Origin of the sequence: Limisalsivibrio acetivorans (genome assembly GCF_000421105.1) — a bacterium.
GTDB lineage: Bacteria > Chrysiogenota > Deferribacteres > Deferribacterales > Geovibrionaceae > Limisalsivibrio > Limisalsivibrio acetivorans.
The window spans coordinates 121,605-140,373 of the sequence record NZ_ATWF01000001.1 but is presented as its reverse complement, the minus strand read 5'-3'; the positions used below and the strand labels follow the sequence as shown (position 1 = coordinate 140,373).

The following is an 18,769-nucleotide window of genomic DNA, read 5'->3' as shown; positions in this document are numbered from 1 at the left end:
TACCGGAGTTATTGATGTCGAGGGATATACCAACACGTATCGATCCGGCTGAGTACGAGTCGGAAATCTACAAAAAATGGCTGGACGAGAAGAAGTTCCACGCCGATGAAACATCTGATAAGCCCCCTTATTCCATTGTAATACCACCCCCAAACGTAACCGGCTCCCTTCATATGGGGCATGCGCTTAACAACACACTTCAGGATGTTCTTATACGCTTCCACAGAATGGATGGATATGAATCGCTCTGGATGCCCGGAACGGATCATGCAGGCATCGCCACCCAGAACGTTGTTGAAAAACAGCTCGCCGCCGAAGGTAAATCCCGTCACGATATAGGCAGAGAGGAGTTCATACGCAAGGTATGGCAGTGGAAGGAGGAATCTGGCGGACAGATCATAAACCAACTTAAGCGCCTCGGCTGTTCCTGCGACTGGGAGCGTGAGCGCTTCACCATGGATGACGGACTCAGCGATGCTGTTCGCAAGGTATTCGTAACACTCTACAATGAAGACCTGATATACCGCTCGGACTACATAGTGAACTGGTGCCCCAGATGCCACACCGCCCTCAGCGATCTTGAGGTAGAGCACGAGGATCTGGACGGCGCATTCTATCATATCTACTACCCCGTAAAGGGGAGCAACGAGCGTCTCGTTGTGGCCACAACACGCCCCGAGACGATGCTTGGTGATACCGCAGTTGCCGTACACCCCGAGGATGAGCGATACGCCCATCTCATAGGGGGAACCGTTATCCTCCCCCTTATGGAGCGTGAGATACCTATCATCGCCGATGAGTATGTTGACATGGAGAAGGGGACAGGTGCGCTAAAGGTTACTCCCGCCCACGACCCCAACGACTTCGAGATAGGACGCAGACACGACCTTGAAACACTCTCCGTAATGGACGACAGCGGTGTAATAAACGAAAACGGCGGCCGCTTCAGCGGGCTCGACCGTTTCGATGCCAGAAAGCAGATCGTTCAGGCCCTTGAGGGTGAGGGACTCTTCCATAGCAAGGAACCGGTCAAGCACAGCGTCGGGCACTGTTACAGGTGTAAAACCGTTGTGGAACCCGCCGTATCGAAGCAGTGGTTTGTCAAGATCAAGCCGATGGCGGAGATGGCTATCAAAGGGGTTGAAAGCGAAGATATAAAGATATACCCCGAGAACTGGAAGAAGACCTACTACGAATGGATGTACAACATCCGTGACTGGTGCATCTCACGCCAGATCTGGTGGGGGCACAGGATCCCCGCATGGTACTGCGAATCCTGCGGCAGAGTTATCGTAAGCATGGACGACCCCGACAACTGCCCCGACTGCGGAAGCGACAAACTCGAGCAGGACAGCGATGTTCTGGATACTTGGTTCTCCTCCGCCCTCTGGCCCTTCTCCACCATGGGATGGCCCGAGCAGACGAAGACCCTTGAGAAGTTCTACCCTACCTCATGCCTCGTTACAGGCTTCGATATCCTCTTCTTCTGGGTGGCCCGGATGATAATGTCCGGCTACAAGTTCATGGACGAGAAGCCCTTCAAGGAGGTCTACCTCCACGCCCTTGTAAGGGATGAGCACGGGCAGAAGATGAGCAAATCCAAAGGGAACGTTATCGATCCCCTTGTTATCATAGACAAATACGGTGCAGATGCCTTCCGCTTCACCCTCACAGCCTTCGCCGCCCAGGGGCGTGACATCAAGCTGAGCGAGGACAGGATCGAGGGCTACAGAAACTTCCTGAATAAGATATGGAACGCCAGCCGTTTCATTATGATGAACCTCGATAAGGAAAATGAGTTCCCCGCAGAGAGTGAGCTTGAACTTGAGGATAAATGGATCCTCGACAACCTGCGCAGAACCGCCGAGCAGACAGCAGAAGCTATAAGAACCTACGACTTCAACGAGGCCGCAGGGAGCATATACCAGTTCTTCTGGCACCAGTTCTGCGACTGGTACATCGAGTTCATCAAACCCAGAATATACAGCGATGAACGCAAAGGAGCCGCCCTCGGAACGGCAAAGTACGTCCTTGAGAAATCCCTCGCCATTCTCCACCCCTTCATGCCCTTCGTTACAGAGCATATCTTCAGGATGCTCACAGGCAAAGACTCCATCATGAACGAGGAATGGCCCGTTGTGGAATATACCTACACGGCAGAGGCGGAGGAGACGGAGTACATCATCGAATTCATCAGCATGGTGAGAAACATACGTGGTGAATATAACGTTCCCCCCGCTTCCAGAATCGAAGCGATGGTAAAAACATCCAAACCTGAACTTAAGGATCTTTTCAAGCGCAACGAATCGCTTATTATGAACCTGGCCCGTCTCGAATCCCTCGGCTACACCGATACGGACCCTGAGAATGCCGCATCGAACATCGCCGGAGACTTCGAGGTGTTCGTCCCCCTCGCAGGGCTTATTGATGTTGATGCAGAGATCAAAAAGCTTGAGAAGGAGAAGAAGGCCGCCGAGAAGGATCTTAAGGTATACGGCGGAAAGCTCCAGAACGAAGGATACTTGAGCAAGGCTCCCGAGCATGTTATCGAAAAGGACAGAAAGAAGCTCGCCGAGACCGAAGCTCTTATGGAAAAGATAAACGAAAACCTTGAGAGGCTAAAGAAGTTATGCTGATAAACGGTTACACAAAAAGGCTGATACAGCTGGCCCTTGATGAGGATATCGGAACAGGCGACCTCACAGCCACCGCCTTTGAATCCTTTAAAACACAGGCAACGTTCAGCTTTATCGCAAAGCAGGACTGTATAATCTGCGGAACCAAGGTTGCAAAAGAGGTGTACTACACCCTCGACCCCGTTGTTAACGTGGAGTTCTTCGTGGAGGACGGGGAGAGGATAACCGAACGTAAGGTTATCGGTCAGGTAACAGGGCCTGCCTCGTCTATCCTCACCGGTGAGCGTACCGCCCTGAACTTCATCCAGAGGCTCACGGGTGTGGCAACCAACACTGCAAGATACGTGGAGGCTCTGAGCGACACCAACATAAAGATCCTCGACACAAGGAAGACAACCCCCGGCTGGAGAAGGCTTGAGAAATACGCCGTTAAAACAGGGGGAGGATGGAACCACCGCCTCGGTCTCTTCGACGGCGTTATGCTGAAGGATAACCATATCGATGCCGCAGGTTCTATAACAAAGGCGGTCGCCAACGTTCGAAGGTTCATCCCCACAACTGTAAAGGTTGAGATCGAAACAAGGAACCTTGAAGAGGTTCGTGAGGCTGTGGAGGCTGGTGCGGATATCATCATGCTTGATAACTTCAAGCGTGAGACCATTCAGGACGCCATAGACATCATCGACGGCAAGGCAAAGGTCGAGGTATCCGGCGGTATAAGCCTTGAGTATCTCCCCAAGCTCAAGGGTATGGCCATCGACTATATCTCCATCGGTGCGCTGACCCATCAGGCTGTGGGCGTTGATATAAGCCTTAAGATGAGAGGATAATACCTTGAGGAAGGTTCGCCTGCTGGACCCCAGAAGCCTTATCATATACATTCTGGTGGCGGGATCCTTCCTTCTGCTCTGGCAGAGCAGATACAACAACGCAGCTCCCGAGGGTACCAGGGTTCAGAACTTTGAGCTCAGTACCCTTGACGGTAAGCGCTTCAGTACCTCCGAGATAAATCAGCCCATACTGCTGATCTTCTTCAACACAAAAACCTTTCTTACCAGTAATATATTCCCGAAACTCTACCTTAAAAGAATGAGCGAGCTTAAGCTCATCGAAAGAGCGGGCTACATGGAGGTTATCGTCCTCCTTGACGTGGAGCAGAGTGAGGAAAAAGTGCTGGAAGTGCTATCGGAGAAAAAATACAAAGTGCTTGAAAATACCGTCTATTTAGGTAATACTGAGCCTTTAGCAGACTATTTAGGGGTTAATAGCTGGCCCCATTTTTTTCTGCTTGATGAAGACAAAAATATTATTTACCAGGACAAGGTTCCTTCTATTGAGAAGCTAGTGCGTATTTTAAAGGGTGTATGATGCAAGATTTCTTTAATATCCAGGACATAGAAGAAGAATACGATGTGGTAGTCCTCGGCGGGGGTCCGGCGGGGATGACAGCGGCTATGTACGCTGCAAGGGACGATCTTAAAACCCTCGTTCTTGAGAAGCAGTTCCCCGGCGGACAGGTGGCTATCACCGAGTTTGTGGAAAACTATCCCGGATTCTACGAAGGGATTATGGGAGCAGACCTCTCAGAAAACTTCTATAAGCATGCAGAAAAATTCGGCGTTCTCATCCGCTCCGGCGAGTGCCTGAGCATCGAGATGGACAAGGAGTACAAGATACTCAACATAAAGAATATGGACAAGCCCATAAGGACTAAATCCATTATCCTCTGCCTCGGAGCACACTGGAAGAAGCTCGATGTTCCGGGTGAGAACAAGTTCTACGGAAGAGGGGTGTCCTTCTGCGCCACATGTGACGGTTCCTTCTATAAAGACAAGGAGATCGCTGTGGTTGGCGGTGGTGATTCCGCCATCGAAGAGGGGCTGTACCTCACAAAGTTTGCCAGCAAGGTGACAATCATCCATAGGCGTGATAAGCTCAGAGCTGCAAAGATTTATCAGGACAGAGCCTTTGCCAATGACAAGATCGAGTTCCTCTGGGACAGCGTTGTTACCGCTGTGAACGGCGAACAGCAGGTTGAGTCGCTTAGTATCAAGAATGTTAAAACCGAAGAGGAATCCGAACTAAAGATAGCGGGAGTGTTCGTATTTATAGGACAAACCGCAGATACCGAACTGGTCAAGGAACTTGTTAAGCTCGATGAGAGCGGGTTCATCGTTGCGGACGAAAGCACGGAAACCAGTGTTCCAGGGATCTTTGCTGCGGGCGATGTCCGCTGGAAACCGTTAAGACAGATAACAACCGCCGTTTCAGACGGCTCCGTTGCCGCCAAAGGCGCCCAAAAATACATCGGGGAAACCTTCGGCGAATAGAAATAAACAAGGGGAATTTCAAAATGCGTAAACTTATTCTATCTCTTATCGTTTTTGCTCTTGCCACAACCTTCGCCTTTGCCGAAACAAAGGTTAGCAGGATAAGCATAGCCAAGGATATTGAGAACAGAGAGCCGGCAAAAACAGGCACTGAGTTCAACGCCGGATACCACAAGCTCTACTGTTTCACAGAGATAGAAACCGATGAATACCCCACCGAAGTAACCCATATATGGATCTATAAGAAAAACATAGAGGCAGAGGTTAAGCTTAATGTGGATTCACCCAAGTGGAGAACCTACAGCTCCAAGCTTATCCTCCCCGAATGGGTCGGCGAATGGAAGGTTGAGGTATACTCCAAAAGCGGCAAGCTCATTGATTCCATAGATTTCACCATTAATGAGCAGTAGCAGGAGAGTATCCTTCATACCCACCCCCGTGGGAAACCTTGGCGATATAACCTATAGAGCCGTTGAAGCACTCAAAAATGCGGATATCCTCTTCGCTGAGGATACCCGTACGGCATCCAACCTTCTCAACCATCTTGGAATCAAACTCAAAGTAGAATCACTTCATAAAGATAACGAAAACAAAGCAGCCGAAAGGCTCATTGAACTATATGAGGAAGGGCGCAGGATTACCGTTGCGAGCGAGGCGGGAACACCATGCATCTCCGACCCGGGCGGGTTCCTGACATCAAGACTCGTTGAGGAGGGAATACCCTTCGAAGCACTACCCGGCGCCACAGCATTCATACCCGCCCTACTCCTCAGCGGCTTTGACACTGGAAACTTCTATTTCCACGGCTTCCTCCCCCACAAAAAGGGTGCGAGAGACAAGGAGATAGAGGGGTTAAAAGACTATAAGACCACCATAGCCTTCTACGAATCCCCCCATAGGGTAAAAGAAACACTTAAGGCTCTCCTTAAGAACTTCCCCTTCCCCATAGCAGTTTGCAGGGAGATCACCAAGCTTTATGAGGAAACAGTATTCATAAGTTCTGAGGATGATATTGAGGGGCTCACGATCAAGGGGGAGTTTGTTATCGTGGTGAACAACAGGGCGGAAGATGAGGAGATGGTAACAGATGCCGAGGATATGTGCTCAAGATTCCTCAAAGAGGGGCTCTCCTCAAAGGACACACTAAGAGCAATGAAAGCCCTTGGCTACAAGAGAAACGAGGCGTATTCAGCCATTCAGAAGGTTGTAGAGGACACTGCCGAGGAAGAATAGGTTCAGCGTGCCCAGAACAGCTGCAAGGATCCTTCTCTTGCGCTTTATGGTTTTCTCACTGAGCTTTGCGATGCTCTCATGGAGCTCCTTGTCCACCCTCCCCTTAACATACTCAACGAAGCTTTCGAAATCCCTGTAGAATGATGAGATAAATACGAACTTCTTAGGATCGGACAATATCACGATGATCCGCATCTTTAGCTTAATTATGCCGATCTCCTCAAGATCGGTGAGGTTTATACTCTTCCTCCCGTAGATTGTAAAAAGACGTACAGTATCACCGTCCACCTCTATCCGGCGGAAGAGGAGAGTGATAAAGTTGAATATAATGAATATGTTTACCACAGCTAAAACAGCACCCTTCGCACCGTTTAAGCCTATGAGGGCATGGGATGCACTGAAAAGAAGACCACTCAGGACAAGTGCACCGGAGAGGAATAAAACCCTTCTGCTAACTCTATAAACCGTCAATTTCTAACTCCAGAGGCAGCCTCAGAAGGAAGTTGCCGTTTTTTGATTCCATATTAAGCAGTTCGTTGTATACGTCTCGGATATTATCATTTTTAAGCGACACCATCAACCGCATTGCAGGTCCCCTGAAATCTTCGGGGTAGTCGTTCATGTATGCCTCGATATAGTTAAGTAGACGCTGGTCATTAAAGTTCAGCAGGAAGTAGAGCATCTTATAGTAATCGTAGTACCTGTCCTCGTAGCCGAGGTTCTCAAGGGCGGCGAAGGACGCCTCTGCGTTAACAAAGTCCTCAAGCCAGATGAAGTAGTAGAAGGATGCCTTGTATAGCTCGGGGTAACGGAAATCCACCTCGGTGAGCTGTTGAAGGTAGCCAAGGGCATCCTGAGGATTCTCAAGGAAGACGTTGTAATAGAAAAGCTCCTTAAGGATAACCTTATCCCTCTCGTACTCCTCATCATCGATCTGAACAAGCTGGTTGTGCTTCTTGAGGTAGATATAAGCACGCATAAACCTGTGGAAACGATCCTCGGCCGGTTCAGGACTGCTGTTCACCTCTTTTTCATTCAGTATATCAAGAAGATTCTTAAGCTCCGCACCACGGAATATCCTGTCCTTCTCCAATACATCAAGGGTCTCGTACCCGCTTCCTGAGATATACTCCGCAAGGGCAAGCATCGCATTAAGAAAGCCGTCGCGCTCATTCCGCCGCTCGAGCTCCTCCACAGCACCCCTGGAATCCCCTGCACCCATCTGGGCTAGGTATTTGGTGTAATAGATTATATTGGGAACCTTCTCCCTGTCGTCCTCAACCTGCGCCGCCCTGTCACGCACAAGATTATACTGCTGCATAGCATCACGCTCACTCCCACTATCCTTAAGGCAGACGGCCTTGCCGAGGTATGCGGGGAAGTTATAGCGATTCTGGAGAATGGAGTTGTCGAAGAACTCCAGCGCTCTCTCCTTATCGCCGAGACTAAGATGCACAAGGCCGATGTTGTAGAGTGTATAGGGGTTTGTGCCCAGCTTCTCGTTCGCCATCTGGAACTCGCCGAGGGCATCCTTGTATCGATACTTCAGGAAAAGCTCAACGCCCATGTTGTTATGCTTGATCCCCTCGGAGAAGCGCACAGATTTCTGCAGTTCCTCAAGGGCGAGAAGCTTGTCGTCCTGCTGTAGGAGTTTATAGCCGAGTGCCACAAAGTTCAGCATCTCATCAGGCTCAATCAGCAGAGGATAAAGCACCGCGGAGAGCATCTGCTCAAATTCCCCCTCGAACCGGTAGGCGAAGTTCATATCCTCCAATACAGGATCAAGATGCACCGCAACCTCTGGATGCCTTGTTATCCGTCTCCCCTTCTCAAGGGTTTCGCTTATATGGTTTCTGAGTGCGCTGAGATCCCTCGTGTTAAAAAGGCTCACCGTCTTATACCAGAAATACTCAGGCTTCGAGGTATCCATATACTCAACGTTGCGCAGGGCATCTTCATACTCGTTGTACTTCATAAGAATATATGTGCGGTACATGAAATAGTCCGGCGACGTGTTCGGGGAAACACGCTCAATGACCCCTGCGGCAGGAACCATACGACCCTCGTATATATGGTACATAGCCTTTGCTAGGTTTACCCAGTCCGATTCCGGCCGACTGAATATCAGCTCCCTGATACCGGACGGCCTGCGGTTGTATATGAGGGAGTGCCTTGCATAGAGGTAGAGGAGCCTGTCGTCATTAAGACGGTTAAAGCCGCCGTAGGCAAGCCTTCCCGCTGTTTCTATATCGTTGAGAGCTATAAGTATATCGTAATATGTTAGGTAAAGCGCAGGATCCTCGGGATGCGCCTTGATAAGGGAGGCCATAACCTCTTTGGCACGAAGGAAGTCACTGCTCCGGTAGAGCGCCTTGGCATAGCGGTGGAGATACTCCTTTGTGGGGCTGATGAGTGTGAGCCTTTCGAGGGCTTCCGCCTCGGAGAGATAGTCTTTCAGTCTGTTATAGTTCATCGCAAGGAGGTTGAGTGCCTCCTCCGTCTCCTGGAAACCGAGGGCCTTTCGCAGGTGGTCCACCGATGCGGGGTATATGCCCATCTTATAGTACGCCTTGGCCAGGTTGAAATAGTCCGTATAATTCTTATAGTCAAGCCCTTCCAGTATCTTTATACCGCTCTCGAGCTCGCCGATGCTCATAAGGAAGTAGGCGTAGTTGGACATTACAAACTTCGAACGTCTGTCTTTCTTGATCGCCTCATCATACAGCATGGTCGCCCTTGCTGTCTCCCCACGCTTGAGATGGATGTTTGCCATATTAACAAGAAGCTTGGCGGATGCCGATCCTTCCAGAAGCTCGGAGATATACTGCTCAGCCTCCTCAAGCTGGCCCGTCTGTATGAGCACAACGGCAAGGTTAACATAGGCCTCGGTGAACTCGGGATCCTCTGCAACCGCCCTTCTGAAGTATTCCTCACTTTTTTCTATATCGTCCAGAAGATAGTAGCTGACGCCGATATTATAGAAGGCCACCGAACGGTTCAACTTAAGCCCTTCTTCGTAAAGCTCAATCGCTTCCTCAAAGTTCCCTTCAAGGAAGAGCCTGTTACCTTCGGCAATGCCGGTATCGTCCTCGGCAACTGCGACGGAGGATATAGGCACAGCCTCAGTGTAGTTATCCTCCAGAAGCTTAATGGGCTCCTCATCGGAGCAGGAGATAACGGATAGGGCGATAAATGACAAAAATATCACCAGCACCAGACTGTATATCCTTAAGATCCCTTTCGGGCTTTCTATGGCATTCCCCTTGCGGCTCTATATAAACCCGCATTTTAAGCGCATTTCACGACTTTGAGCACACCCCAAAAAGGCACAGCTCACCATAGCGGCCCATCTTTATGTAATACACCGCTATCATTAAAATCGTCAGGAACATTTAAAAGTTAAAGACTTTTAATTCAAATAAAAAAAGGCGGAGTTTCTATTCTCCGCCTTTACCATCTATAGCTTCGTTTGCCAGTTTATCGGCAACCTTGTTTTGTGCTCTGGGAACATGCCGGAAATCTGCCGGAACCCCTTTGAGGGTATCTGTTATCTGATCCTTTATCTCCCGCAGATGCTCCTTCTTAACCTTGTACTCCCCCTTCATCTGCTTGACCACAAGCTCCGAATCAAGGAAGAAGATCAGCCTCTCCGGCTTAAACTCAAGGGCAGACTTCGCCGCCTCAAGGAGGGCTGTGTACTCGGCAACATTGTTGGTGGTTTGCCCTAGAGGGACCCGCCCCTCACGCAGGCTTACGCCGTCGTCGCTGTATATAACGAACCCGCCCCCCGCAGGTCCTGGATTACCACGGGAGGCTCCGTCAGAGTAAATATGGAGCTCCATCTACTCTTCGTCGTCCTTATAGTACAGGAAGCGCTGGCAGTGGGGGCACTGGAGGAGCTGCTCCTCTTTCCGGACATCAACATAAAGCTGCGGCGGAACCTTGATGTAGCAGCCTGTGCAGGTTTCATCTATGGTACGCACTATTGCCAGGTTGTCCCTCGCATTACGAACACGCTCATACTTTGAGAGAACGCTTCTCTTAACCTTGGATGCGAGGTCTTCCCTCTCCTTAAGCTTCTCTTCAAGCTCTGTGGAGAACTCGGAATCCTCCTCCTTCTTCTGAGCCTGCTTTTCTTTGAACTCCTTCTCAAGGGTTTCCTTCTGCTCCTTGAGCTTATCGAGCTCCTCTTTGTCACTCGTTACCGACTCATCGAGCTCCAAAGCCTTGTACTCACTCTCATTGATGGTTTTCTTAAGAACATCCATCTCTTTGAGAACGGCTTCGTATTCTTTATGATTTTTTACTTCGGGGAGTTTCTTCTGTGCTTTTTCAAGGAGTGCTTTGTTGTCTTCGGCGTGCCCTTTAAGGGTGTTTAATGTTCTTGATTCTGATTCGTACTTGGTTTTGAGCTTTTCGTAATCCTCTGTTACCTTATCCAGCTCATCCTTTGATTTCTGAAGGAATTCAGGGATTCCCGAAACCTTTTTCTCCAGCTCTGCCACCCGGTTGTCCACCTTCTGGAGTTCGATAAGCTGTTCTGCTACATCAAGCATCTATCACCTCTTGTTTTTATTGGATTCTCTTCATCTATTAAAACCGTTTCTATTCCAAGTTCCTCTGCGGACTTATCCTTAAGATAATTCATAAAAATTCGCTCTGTGCCGTAATGTCCGGCGTCTATGATACATACCCCCGCCTCGGCAGCATCGAGGGCATCATGGTGCTTCATATCCCCTGTGAGGAGCACCTTTATCCCCTTAGCGGCGCATGCCTTCCACATGGATGCCCCGCTCCCTGTAACAACGGCGAAGGAATCTATCAGCATGTCCGTATCCGCCATGCTGTGACGCAGGTCCTTTATGCCGAGCTCTTTGGCTGTCATATCCATGAATTCACCAAGGGTCATGCTATTAGAAAGTGCGGCAACACGCCCAAGGCCCCACTCCTCACCCATATCAAGCTTGTATACATCGTAGGCAACCTCCTCATAGGGGTGTGCCTTCTCAACCTCTTTTATAAGCCTCGCCAAAGAGGATACGGGAACGATGGTCTCCATTCGGTATTCATCGGCCTGCTCAAGCTCCCCCTTCTTGCCGATGAAGGGGTCTGTCCCTTCGCCGGGGAGAAAGGTACCTGTACCGTTCACACGGAAGGTGCAGTGGGAGTAGTTGCCTATAAAGCCGCCCCCTCCTCTGTGCACTGCATCGATGATCTCCTGCTCATGTCCCTTGGGAACAAAAACAGCGTATTTGCAGTAGTCATCCCTACCCTCTTTAACAAAGATATCCTTCACCTCAGCCCCCAGAATTGAGCATACGTAATCGTTAAGGCTGTAATCGGCAACGTCCATAGAGGTGTGGCAGGAGATAATATCCAACCCGTTTCTAAGGGCAAGGATAGCCTTACGTCCCGCTCCAGTGGCGGGTGTGAGGCTCTTGAGCTTTCCAAAAAAAAGGGGGTGATGAGTAACAAGTAACTCACACCCCTCTTCGATAGCTTTGGAAATGACCCTTTCGCTTGGATCCAGAGCGAATCCGGCTTTTGTGATCATCCGTTCACCGTCTGTAAAAATCTGGTATCCGGAGTTGTCCCACTCATACTGCCGGCGGCTGCTGGATAGTTCTTTTAAAAAGTAGTCTGCGATATGTCTGTAGCTTTTTTCCATATTTTTTAAGTTTAAAAAAATGGGCCAACTAGGAATCGAACCTAGGACCTTCCGGTTATGAGCCGGAGGCTCTAGCCAACTGAGCTATTGGCCCGTTGAAACGAGAGATTTTTTTACTTAAATCTGACAAAAATGTCAACCATTAATATTACTTATTCCACAAAAGTTTTCAGGATCCGGCTCCTGGTGGGGTGGCGGAGTTTGCGAAGGGCCTTCGCCTCTATCTGGCGAATACGCTCCCTTGTAACGCTGAACTGTTTGCCCACCTCCTCAAGGGTGTGATCCGATTCACACTCTATTCCGAACCTGAGCTTAAGAACGTTTGCTTCCCTCTGAGAAAGTGTCTCAAGGATGTGCTGGGTATGTTCCCTAAGCTTGAGATACATAACCTCGTCAGCGGGGTTTATGGCGCTCTTATCCTCTATAAAATCACCGAGACTGCTGTCCTCATCCTCACCAATAGGTGTTTCGAGGGAAACGGGCTCCTTGGCGATCTTCATAACCTTCTTTATCTTCTCCACGGGGATATCCATCTTGGTGGAGATCTCCTCGGGGGTAGGCTCTCTGCCGTAGTCCTGCTGGAGCTGTCTGGTTATCTTCATCATCTTGTTGATGGTTTCTATCATGTGTACGGGGATACGTATGGTTCTGGCCTGATCGGCGATGGCTCTGGTGATGGCTTGACGTATCCACCATGTGGCGTAGGTGGAGAACTTGTAGCCCCTGCGGTACTCAAACTTCTCCACAGCCTTCATAAGGCCGATGTTACCTTCCTGTATGAGGTCAAGGAACTGCAGGCCTCTGTTGGTATATTTCTTTGCGATGCTCACAACAAGGCGGAGGTTTGCCTCTATGAGCTTGCTTTTTGCGTTCTCTGTCTCACGCTCGCCGAGGAGGAGCCCTTCGTAGATGATATCAAGCTCGGGCTTGTCGATGCCGAGGTTGCTGTACTCCCCCTGCATAGACTTCTTCGCCTGACGGTACTTCTTGATAAGGATCTTCTTCTCGGAGGGTGATTTCCCCGTTTTGTCGCAAGCTTCAAGTATCTGCTCTTCGCTAACCTCTGATACATCGCTGTAGTCCGTAACCTTTGCGATCTTGAGGAGCTTTCGCATCTCGCTCTCGGAGTCAACTATGCGGGAGTATTTATCCCGGATATCGTTGGCTATCTGACAGATGCGTGAGTAGTTCACCTTGATCTCAAGGAGCTTGGCGGTTATGTCGTCCACCGTGTCCTGAATATTGGAGTTTACCGAAAGAACATCGTCAAGGCTCAGCTTGCCCCCACGGATGCTCTTTGCGTACTCCATATTCTTCTTGAGCTTATCTATAATGTCTTCAAGTATAGAGATGAACTGGGCCTTCATCTGGGCCTCTTTGTCATCCTTATACTGCTTGATGGTATCCTCGTCCGCATCGTCGAAATCGATATCACTGCTGTCAAAATCGATATCTTCGTCAACATCGACAATGTCCTTGAGCCTCATGGAACCGTCCTTGATCTCCTCGGCGATCTCCATGATCTTCATTGCGGTATCGGGAAAAAGGAGCACACTGCGGATAACCTTCCCCTGCCCTTCCTCTATCTCCTTGGCAACGAGGATCTCCTCCTCTCTGTTGAGAAGCGGGATATTCCCCATCTCCTTGAGATACAGGCGCACAGGGTCATCCGTGCTCATTGAGTCTTCTACTTCGGATTTAAGGGCGGCGAGAACCTCTTCGTCCTCCTCCACTTCCTCTTCGTCATCTTCAGCGGCAAAGATGTTTCCTTTTTTGGTTCTGGAATCGATAACATCGATCTTGAGCTGCGCCAGCAGCATGAGGATTTCATCGAAAAGTTCCGCTGAACTGAGTTCATCCGGCAGCATGTCGTTAATTTCATCAAAGGTAAGAAAACCCTTCTCTTTACCGAGGGCTATAACCTGCTTTACTTCAGGTATTCTAATCTTTTTCGACATCTACCCTAAACCTCCGTATTCCTATCCACAATCTCATTGCGGATAAGTTTATCCTGTAGCTTCAAAAGCTCTATAATTTCGTCTTTGTTCTTCGCTGATGAGAGTTTTTTAGTCAAATCCTTGCGAAGTTCGGGCATGGCATTCCTGATAATCCTTTCCCTGTTCTCCATGGCGGCGCGGTAATGATCCTCCACACCCTCCTGCTGGACAAGCAGAGAAGCTAGATCCTCTCCAATTTCCTGATCATTGACAAGAACCTCGATATTACCACCCCTGTCGAATAATTCAACAACTTTTTGGAAGATTTTTTTCACAACCGGGTCGTGGAAAAAATCCTCTCTCAGATCCTCTATGAGCCTGTGCCCTACATCTTCGGGGAGTTGAGCAAGACTCGCGATAAATTCTCTTTCGCATATATATGAAATTCTTGATGTTTCCGTCTTCCTTAAAGTGGTCTTTGCTATGGAAAGATCAACATCTTTTTTCATTATATCAGCATCAACCTCAAAACGTGATGCGATCTGCTCAACATAGTGATCTTTTCTGTAGGGATCCCGAATCCGCATGACCTTTTCTTTCAGAGCCTCAAGGTATTTCATCTTCCGGTTGAAGTCCGAGGCCTTCCTGCGCATCATGTCAGCGGTGAATATAAGCAGATCCCGCTTATTTTCAAGCACCCTGTTAAAGGCGTCCTTTCCATTCTCAAACAGATACGTGTCCGGATCGCTCCCCTTGGGTAAAAAAGCCACATAAGGGAAGAAGTTTGACTCAAGGAACACGTCCAGGGATTTAAAGGCTGCCTTCGTACCGGCATCGTCACCGTCAAACAGAAGTATTATCTCAGATGCGTAGCGCTTCAAAAGGTTCACATGCTCCTTCGTCAGCGAGGTTCCCATTGTCGCAACGCTGTTGGTGAAGCCCTTTTCTTGCAGGCGCATAACGTCGAAGTACCCTTCGGTAACGATGCACACCTCGCTCTGCTTTATGGAAGCCTTGGCCATATCTATATTGTAAAGAAGCTCACGCTTTTTAAATGCCTCGGTTTCCGGGCTGTTCATATATTTAGGATTAGAGCCGTCCAGGGAGCGTCCGGAGAAACCGACCACCCTCCCCGTTATACTGCGGATAGGGAATGAGAGCCTGTTGAAGAACCGCATCCTCGCACCGTAGCGACCCTCCACAAAAAGGCCTGAGGAGTAGAGTATCTCACGTCCGTACTTCTTCATATATGGCTGGGGATCTATCTTCTGGGGAAAATATCCTATACCGAACTCCTCCGCAAGATCGCTCGAAAACTCCCTTTTCTTCAAATACTCCCTCGCCTCCTTCCCTTCGGGGGAGATAAGCCGGCGCTTGGTTTCCGTAAGTATCTCCTCATGAAGTGTTGCAATATCCCTCGACTTCCCCTGCTCTTCGCTCATGGTAACGCTTATGCCGTATCGCTCGGCCAGAAACATCACAGCATCGGGGAAGCCCAGATTGTGGAAACGGCTCACAAAGGTAAATATATTACCCCCCGCACCGCAGCCGAAGCAGTGGAAGAGGTTCTTTTCCGGGGTTACTGTAAAGGAGGGTGTCTTCTCAGAGTGGAAAGGGCAGAGCCCCTTGTATCTGGTCCCTGCCTTCTTTAGCTTAACGACCTCTCCAACGACATCGAGGATGTCTGCGGAGTCTAGGACTTCATCCACAACGGACTGGGGTATCATCATATGGCTGGATTATGCTCCTTTTTGTAAGAGTTTTGATAGAAAAGCGTAAGAAAAAGTATCGTCATAAATAACAATCCCGTTACATTATATTTTATAGACATGTTCCCTAATTTCAAATATATTTTGGCATGCTCAGTGTAAATAGCCTGAACGTCATTCTTGATAATAAGAAAAACTTTTTTCATATCCTCAGGGATGTGAGCCTCAACATGGAGCGTGGTGAGATCTTAGGCATCGGCGGTGAATCCGGGTCAGGAAAAACCGTTTTCGCCAAGACCCTTATGGGGCTCATATCGAACCCCGTAAAACGTGAATCGGGCGAGATTATCCTGGATGGCGAGCCCCTTTTTCGTGAGAACAGCTTCCGCAGGATACGGGGGAAGAAGCTCTCTATGATATTCCAGAACCCTACTGCCTCGCTTAACCCTGTCATAAAGATAGGAGACCAGCTCGTGGAGGCGATACGCACTGCGGACAGAGGAATATCCAAAACCGATGCCCACAAAAAAGCCTCGGAACTGTTGAAAACCGTCGAGATCCAGTATCCCGAGGAACGTATGAACAGCTACCCGCACCAGCTCTCCGGCGGAATGAATCAGCGTGTAATGACAGCCATGGCTCTGGCAAGCGAACCGGAACTTCTCATAGCGGATGAGCCCACCACAGCTCTGGATGTCACTATCCAAAAGCAGATTATGGAGCTCCTTCTTAAGCTGAACCGTGAGCGGGATCTTTCCATACTCTTCATATCCCACGACATCGCCCTCATGCAGCAGGTTGCCCACAGGTGCATAATAATGTACGCAGGGGAAGTTATGGAGGAGATAGACTCAAAGGAGCTTACGGAGAACCGGATGCGCCACCCCTACACATACAGCCTTAAAAGGTGCATACCCTCTCTTGAGAGTGAAGAAAAGGAGCTGTATACCATCCCCGGAACCATAGTAAAGAACACTGAGGACTACTCGGAAAGGTGCATATTCGCTGAAAGGTGCTTCAACAGGATAGACAAATGCACAAAAAGCAAGCCGGAACTCAGCCTAAACCGACCCTTTCGCTGTCACAACCCGCTCTAGACCTTGATCGTCTTCCATCTCCCCTTGCGGAATATCCCCACAAGGACCGATGCCTTTATGCAGGTTTCGGCGGTAGCCACCAGATAAACCCATATAATCGGAACACCAGCTGAAACGAGCAGGAACGCCGGAAGGATCCGGAAACCCCATATAGATATGACATTCACAACAAGGGTCGTCCTAGTATCGCCGGCACCCCTCAGTGCACCGCTCATAACGAAGAAAATCCCCAGCGGAATCTGGCTTATACCCATGATGCGCAGATACACGGATGCCTCGTTGATGGTTGTTTGGTCGTCGGTGAAGAGTGAGGCGAGGGTTCCGGGGAAGAAGAACATGGAAAGCCCCACAACGCCCATTACGAAAGATGCCGCATAGACAGCTGTTATGGCATCCTTCTCCGCATCGTCAGGGCGCAGTGCCCCTATATTCTGCCCAACAAGGGACATGGTGGCTATAATAAAGCCCACCCCCGGCATGAAGGCAAGCCCCTCTACCCTGAGGCCTATCTGATAACCGGCCAGCGCCTCTGTGCTGTATTTCGCGATAAGGGCCGAAAGAACAAGATACGATGGAAAAGTGAGCATCCTTTCCATCCATGTGGGAAAACCGACCTTGATCGCCCTTTTGAGGAGATCGGGGGCGAATTTCGGGGTAATAACGATCTCCTTTCGCACAACGCAGATGTATATGTATATGGAGAGCTCGACGCATTTAGTAAAGACAGTGGCCCATGCCGCACCCTCAACCCCCATCTCAGGCATGCCGAGGTTTCCGAAGATAAGACCGTAATCGAGTATGGTGTTAACAATATTGCCGAATATACCAATATAAAATGGGAGCTTGGTCTTACCGTAGGCGTTCAGGGAGCTGTAAAGCACCCCTTGCATAAAGAGGAGGGGCACTGTGAAGGAGAATATGGACATGTAGCTTGAGCCTATCGCCGCAACTTCACCCTTTATGCCGAGCATATTGAAGAGGAACGCCGCTTTTGTAAGCCCGAAAAGGAAAATGGGTATGGAAAAAACAAGGGCAAAGCCGAACATGTTGGCGGTAACCCTCCCCGCATCCTCGGGGCGTTCTGCACCCACAAACCTCGATACAAGGGCGTTTGTGCCAACATAGAAGAGGGACATCGCAGCGTATAGAAGCCCGATATACTGCATACCCACACCCACAGCGGCGACACTCATGGGGGAGATTCTTCCCACGAATATCATATCCACCATAGACTGGAGCATTCCCATCAGGTTGTGCATTGCGGCAGGGAAAGAGATCTTCAGTACTCGCCCTATCCTCTCCCTTACATAAGCTGGAACCAGAAAAGCCTCCTTGAAAAGAAACCCATATTAACACAAAACGGCTCTTGAAAAAGAGCAAAAAAAACCTTAACATAATCTTTTAAATAGAATGCAGTTTTAGTATTAATCATGAGTGAACCTTTGTTAATTTGGGGAAGATATGATTACGAAATTGTTCGGCAGAAAAAGTCTGGATGACAAACCGCAGGATCCCATCACACTCTATGTTAGAAAACTGTGTGAGGATGCCAGAAAGAATATAACGATGGATGATAAACTGGAGGATGCAGTATTCTCCGTTGTGGATACCGAAACCACCGGCCTTGATATCAACGAGGCGAGGGTTATAAATATCGCTGCGGTAAAGGTTCAGAACTTCAAGATTGTGGACTTCTACAACACCTTCATAAATCCGGAGATGCTCATTCCGCCCGAATCCATAAAATGGCACAACATCACCGACGACATGGTTCAGGACAAACCCTACGTTGAGGAGGTTCTTCCCGATTTCCTCAAATTCATCGGTTCATCGGTTATCGTAGGCCACCATATAAACTTCGACATCAAGATGATAAATAAAGAGATGCAGAACTGTTTCGGCTGTCAGCTTCACAACCCCTGGCTCGACACCATGCTCATATACTCCCGCTCCATCCTCAAAAAGGAGGACCACCACACCCTCGACCATCTATTCGATGTGTACAAGGTTACCTGCAACGGCAGACACACAGCCCTTGGCGATGCTCTGGCAACGGCGGAGGTTTTCACAAAGATGGTTTTCCAGGCGAATAAAACCTACGGAACCGTTAAGGAGCTTTCGGACAGCCAGAAATCCTTCGTAGGATAAATAATGTTCCC

The 18,769-nt window shown here is 49.2% G+C and carries 16 protein-coding genes and 1 tRNA gene; 8 read left to right on the top strand and 9 right to left on the bottom strand.

What is annotated here, in order from left to right; translation table 11 throughout:
• Positions 1-14: 14 nt before the first annotated feature.
• From K300_RS0100620 to rsmI, 6 genes are read left to right on the top strand one after another with little or no spacing between them, the layout of a single operon-like run.
• Positions 15-2,636, top strand: coding sequence for a valine--tRNA ligase (locus K300_RS0100620; RefSeq protein WP_022849720.1), 2,622 nt, complete (start codon positions 15-17; stop codon positions 2,634-2,636).
• Entirely contained in the window at positions 2,630-3,466 is an 837-nt protein-coding gene (gene nadC, locus K300_RS0100615) for a carboxylating nicotinate-nucleotide diphosphorylase (RefSeq protein WP_022849719.1), read from the top strand. The genes K300_RS0100620 and nadC overlap by 7 nt, the downstream gene beginning before the upstream one ends.
• A gap of 4 nt (positions 3,467-3,470) precedes the next feature.
• Entirely contained in the window at positions 3,471-4,004 is a 534-nt protein-coding gene (locus K300_RS0100610; protein WP_022849718.1) for a TlpA family protein disulfide reductase, read from the top strand.
• On the top strand, positions 4,004-4,966 hold the full coding sequence (gene trxB / locus K300_RS0100605) for a thioredoxin-disulfide reductase (RefSeq protein ID WP_022849717.1): 963 nt from the start codon (positions 4,004-4,006) through the stop codon (positions 4,964-4,966). The genes K300_RS0100610 and trxB overlap by 1 nt, the downstream gene beginning before the upstream one ends.
• Positions 4,967-4,989: 23 nt before the next feature.
• Complete coding sequence (locus K300_RS0100600) at positions 4,990-5,376, top strand: DUF2914 domain-containing protein (protein WP_022849716.1); 387 nt, start codon at positions 4,990-4,992, stop codon at positions 5,374-5,376.
• Positions 5,366-6,199 carry a 16S rRNA (cytidine(1402)-2'-O)-methyltransferase gene (rsmI, locus tag K300_RS0100595; RefSeq protein WP_022849715.1) on the top strand — a complete coding sequence of 278 codons (834 nt, stop codon included), beginning with the start codon at positions 5,366-5,368 and terminating at the stop codon, positions 6,197-6,199. The genes K300_RS0100600 and rsmI overlap by 11 nt, the downstream gene beginning before the upstream one ends.
• On the opposite strand, the gene K300_RS0100590 is transcribed toward rsmI, so the two are convergent.
• The 8 genes from K300_RS0100590 to dnaG form a co-directional block, all read right to left on the bottom strand.
• Positions 6,155-6,670, bottom strand: coding sequence for a hypothetical protein (locus tag K300_RS0100590; protein WP_022849714.1), 516 nt, complete (start codon positions 6,668-6,670; stop codon positions 6,155-6,157). The genes rsmI and K300_RS0100590 overlap by 45 nt on opposite strands.
• Entirely contained in the window at positions 6,657-9,398 is a 2,742-nt protein-coding gene (locus tag K300_RS0100585; protein WP_022849713.1) for a tetratricopeptide repeat protein, read from the bottom strand. Before K300_RS0100585 ends, K300_RS0100590 begins: the two co-directional genes overlap by 14 nt.
• Positions 9,399-9,636: 238 nt before the next feature.
• The gene (locus K300_RS0100580) at positions 9,637-10,041 is read right to left on the bottom strand and encodes a ribonuclease HI family protein (RefSeq protein ID WP_022849712.1); all 405 of its coding nucleotides are present in this window, start codon (positions 10,039-10,041) and stop codon (positions 9,637-9,639) included.
• On the bottom strand, positions 10,042-10,755 hold the full coding sequence (locus K300_RS0100575) for a zinc ribbon domain-containing protein (protein ID WP_022849711.1): 714 nt from the start codon (positions 10,753-10,755) through the stop codon (positions 10,042-10,044).
• Entirely contained in the window at positions 10,743-11,867 is a 1,125-nt protein-coding gene (locus tag K300_RS0100570; protein ID WP_022849710.1) for a Nif3-like dinuclear metal center hexameric protein, read from the bottom strand. Before K300_RS0100570 ends, K300_RS0100575 begins: the two co-directional genes overlap by 13 nt.
• A 20-nt stretch (positions 11,868-11,887) precedes the next feature.
• Positions 11,888-11,961, bottom strand: a tRNA-Ile gene (locus tag K300_RS0100565).
• Between the two features lie 58 nt (positions 11,962-12,019).
• Positions 12,020-13,825, bottom strand: coding sequence for an RNA polymerase sigma factor RpoD (rpoD, locus tag K300_RS0100560; protein ID WP_022849709.1), 1,806 nt, complete (start codon positions 13,823-13,825; stop codon positions 12,020-12,022).
• Between the two features lie 5 nt (positions 13,826-13,830).
• A complete protein-coding gene (gene dnaG, locus K300_RS15835; RefSeq protein WP_022849708.1) occupies positions 13,831-15,534 on the bottom strand; it encodes a DNA primase in 1,704 nt (567 codons plus the stop codon).
• Positions 15,535-15,662: 128 nt separating this feature from the next.
• Here dnaG and K300_RS0100550 point away from each other — a divergent pair, with 128 nt between their 5' ends.
• Positions 15,663-16,610: an ABC transporter ATP-binding protein gene (locus tag K300_RS0100550; protein WP_022849707.1), complete on the top strand. Its 948-nt coding sequence runs from the start codon at positions 15,663-15,665 to the stop codon at positions 16,608-16,610.
• Here the strand turns inward: K300_RS0100550 and K300_RS0100545 are convergent.
• Entirely contained in the window at positions 16,607-17,869 is a 1,263-nt protein-coding gene (locus tag K300_RS0100545) for an MATE family efflux transporter (RefSeq protein ID WP_022849706.1), read from the bottom strand. The genes K300_RS0100550 and K300_RS0100545 overlap by 4 nt on opposite strands.
• A 202-nt stretch (positions 17,870-18,071) precedes the next feature.
• Here K300_RS0100545 and K300_RS0100540 point away from each other — a divergent pair, with 202 nt between their 5' ends.
• A complete protein-coding gene (locus K300_RS0100540) occupies positions 18,072-18,758 on the top strand; it encodes a 3'-5' exonuclease (protein ID WP_022849705.1) in 687 nt (228 codons plus the stop codon).
• The last annotated feature ends 11 nt before the right edge of the window (positions 18,759-18,769 follow it).